Raw genomic sequence first — 3,427 nt, forward strand, 5'->3', positions numbered from 1 at the left:
GCCGACGTCTACTGTGGCCGCGGGCAAGCCATCCTCACCGAACGCGAAAGGATTAAGCGCCAGACCATCCAGACAAGACGCTTGCAGCACCACCTGCAAGCCGCATAGCCTTAAACCCAGATGAGCCAGAGCCTCCGTTCCTGAGGCCCGAAATCAGTCTCAAATCATCTGACGACGGACACGTTTTTCAGGCGAACGCTGATCGCTTTTATCAGCGCGTGATCCTGGCAGCGCTCGATCAGCTCCCAATGCGCGGCACGCTCATCGTGGCTGAGGCGAAAACCATCGATCAGTTCCTGGATCGCTGCGCTGCTCAGGTCGATAACCACACCGCCAACGAAGCCGCAAAGGCATTCGCCCTTACATTCGACGGTATGTTTGAGCGCCAACTTAACCGTTGGGCGAGTGGGCATGGTGTGAAGGCAAAAGGCTGGGAGGAGCTACTCAAGGGCTGTGCGGGGATCGCCTCTCTCGATCTTGTGGCGACCGGAATGGCCGATGACCTCAATGAACTACATCTGGTGGCGAATGTGGTCCGTCACGGAGATGGCCGGTCATGTGACGAGTTGAAAGCTCGCGCACCAAGGCTTTGGGACAACCCGTCTCTCGACTATTATGATCTGGCGCCCGGCCCAGTGCCGGTGAGCGATGAACTTCGGATTCGGCTGGACGATTTGCGGCGTTACGCGCGTGCGGTCACTCGATTTTGGGGTCATGTGGACCCGCTTCCGGGCGCTGTGCTCGATCCGCCATACTGACATCGGCTTGCGTCGATTGCATGCTCACGTCTTCCGAGATCTCCTGCCGGAGCTTCGGCCCTTTGGCGAGCCGCCGGCCGAGCGCGGTGACAAATTGTTCATAGCGTTCGCCGGCCTTGGCACGGGCCGCCCGCGCGGCCGGTTCCGGCAAGGCTGGCGTGGTCGCGACCCAGAATTTGATAAACACCGCAAGACTTTCAACCGCGATGCCGACATCGCGTTCCAGCCGCGTCATGCGGCGATCCAACTGGTCGAGCCGTTTGGTGATGACTGCCTCCTGACGCTCGGCCGCATCCGGCGAGAGGAAGGATTCGATCGCCGCTTCCGCGATCAAGGAACGGGAATGATCGCGCCGGGCGGCGTGCTCCGCCAGGCGGTTCATGACAGCGGGATCGAGATAGACGGAAAGGCGCTGTTTGCGAGGTGGTTTCGTCATTGGCGCCTCACAGGTCCATGCCGTCGCCGGGGTCGAGCGATACCTGCCGCGCCACGCCCTGCATGAGCTGGTTGATCCGGCTGTTGCGCACGACATCGTCCTCGGCGTCGTCGCGGTCAGCATCGATCTCAAATGGATTGTCGATCGGCACCTTATTCTCGACCGGCTTCACTCGGTTGAGTTCGGGCTGCTGGCGGCGTTCGGATTCGGTCGGATCGTCATCGCCGGTTTGTGCGGTCTGGCTGACGACTGCGATCTGCGGACGCGGCGGCAATGGCAGCGTGGTCCAGTCATCGGGCCGCGTCTGCTTCGGCGCTGCGAGCGCGGGCGGTGGCAGGATGCGCTCCTTGAACCGCGCATCCTCGTAATAGCGCGCTTTCTTCGCCCGGATCGGGGGCGTGCCCGCGACCATGACGATCTCGTCGGTGGAGGCAAGCTGCATGACCTCGCCGGGCGTCAGCAGCGGCCGGGCTGTTTCCGAACGCGACACCATCAGATGGCCGAGCCAGGGCGACAGGCGGTGACCGGCATAGTTCTTCATGGCCTTCATCTCGGTCGCGGTGCCGAGTGCGTCCGAGACCCGCTTTGCGGTGCGCTCGTCGTTCGTGGCGAAGCTGACACGTACATGGCAGTTGTCGAGGATCGAATTGTTGGCGCCGTAAGCCTTTTCGATCTGGTTCAGCGATTGCGCGATCAGGAAGCTCTTGAGGCCATAGCCCGCCATGAAGGCCAGCGCGCTCTCGAAGAAATCCAACCGCCCCAGCGCCGGAAACTCGTCGAGCATGAGCAGGAGACGGTGGCGCCCCGCCTTCGCCTGCAGATCCTCGGTCAGGCGGCGGCCGACCTGATTGAGGATCAGACGGATCAGTGGCTTGGTGCGATTGATGTCGGAGGGCGGCACGACCAGGTAGAGCGTCGTCGGCCGTTTGTCGCCCACGATGTCCGTGATCCGCCAATCGCAGCGCCGCGTTACCTCCGCCACCACCGGGTCACGATAAAGACCAAGGAACGACATGGCGGTCGAGAGGACGCCCGAGCGTTCATTGTCGGACTTGTTCAGCAGCTCGCGCGCTGCGCTGGCGATGACCGGGTGCGGCCCGGCCTCGCCGAGATGGGCGGTCTTCATCATCGCGGCGAGCGTGGATTCGATCGGCCGCTTCGGATCTGAGAGGAAGGCGGCAACGCCGGCCAGCGTCTTGTCTTTCTCGGCGTAGAGGACATGGAGGATCGCGCCGACCAACAGGGCGTGGCTGGTCTTTTCCCAGTGGTTCCGCTTTTCGAGGCTCCCTTCGGGATCGACCAGGATGTCGGCGATGTTCTGGACGTCACGGACTTCCCATTCACCGCGGCGCACCTCGAGCAGAGGATTGTAGGCCGACGATTTCGCATTGGTCGGGTCGAACAGCAGCACGCGGCCATGTTTCGCGCGGAAGCCGGCGGTGAGCTGCCAGTTCTCGCCCTTGATGTCGTGGACGATTGAACTGCCCGGCCAGGTCAACAGCGAGGGCACGACAAGGCCGACGCCCTTGCCGGATCGTGTCGGCGCGAAGCACAGCACATGCTCCGGCCCGTCATGGCGCAGATAGCCGCGATCGTAGCGCCCGAGCACGACGCCATCGGGACCGAGAAGACCCGCGCCTTTCACTTCCTCCGTCTCGGCCCAGCGCGCCGAACCATAGGTTTCGACCTTCTTGGCTTCCCGCGCCCGCCAGACCGACATGCCGATGGCGACGGCAATCGAGAGGAAGCCGCCGGACGCGGCGATGAAGGCGCCCTCGATGAAGATCGACGGCGCATAGGCGTCAAAGCCATACCACCACCAGAAGAAGGCGGGTGGCAGGTAGAAGGAAAAGCCGAGCAGTGTGAACCACGGCGCCCCCAGCTCGGGCTGGAAGGCGAGCCGCCAGGCTACCCATTCCGTCGCGGCCCAGGTCGTGACGAGGACGATGGCGAAGACGGTGAGGATCTGGCCCCAGAGGATTTTCGTAGCCGACATTACGGCGGTCCTTTTCGAGAGAGGTTAGAGGCCGAGCCCCCGCTTGCGGCCGAAGCTCCAGTCGATGCCGCCGTCGTCGCGGGCGACGCCGGAGACATGCTTGCCGAGCTGCTTTTCGAGGGAGGGCGACCAGGGCACGAGCTGGAAGCCGAGGCCGTCGTCCAGCATGGCAAAGCGGCCGGAGGCGAGTGCCAAACGCTGGCGGTAGGTGCCGGCAACATACTCGCCGCTTCCCGC

The 3,427-nt window shown here is 63.5% G+C and carries 4 protein-coding genes; 1 reads left to right on the forward strand and 3 read right to left on the reverse strand.

What is annotated here, in order from left to right:
- Nucleotides 1–248: 248 nt before the first annotated feature.
- A complete protein-coding gene (locus K408_RS41760) occupies nt 249–758 on the forward strand; it encodes a hypothetical protein (RefSeq protein ID WP_210163737.1) in 510 nt (169 codons plus the stop codon).
- Here K408_RS41760 and K408_RS0136655 read toward each other — a convergent pair.
- The 3 genes from K408_RS0136655 to K408_RS40030 form a co-directional block, all read right to left on the reverse strand.
- Nucleotides 697–1,194, reverse strand: a complete 498-nt coding sequence (locus K408_RS0136655; protein WP_024343506.1) for a ribbon-helix-helix protein, CopG family — start codon at nt 1,192–1,194, stop codon at nt 697–699. The two genes, K408_RS41760 and K408_RS0136655, sit on opposite strands and share 62 nt — an antisense overlap.
- A gap of 7 nt (nt 1,195–1,201) precedes the next feature.
- Nucleotides 1,202–3,190 carry a conjugal transfer protein TraG gene (locus K408_RS0136660; protein ID WP_024343507.1) on the reverse strand — a complete coding sequence of 663 codons (1,989 nt, stop codon included), beginning with the start codon at nt 3,188–3,190 and terminating at the stop codon, nt 1,202–1,204.
- Nucleotides 3,191–3,214: 24 nt separating this feature from the next.
- Nucleotides 3,215–3,427: DUF3363 domain-containing protein (locus K408_RS40030; protein ID WP_029674864.1), on the reverse strand; the 213-nt coding region annotated here is incomplete at its 5' end.

This window comes from Bradyrhizobium sp. in8p8, from assembly GCF_000426845.1.
GTDB lineage: Bacteria > Pseudomonadota > Alphaproteobacteria > Rhizobiales > Xanthobacteraceae > Bradyrhizobium > Bradyrhizobium japonicum_C.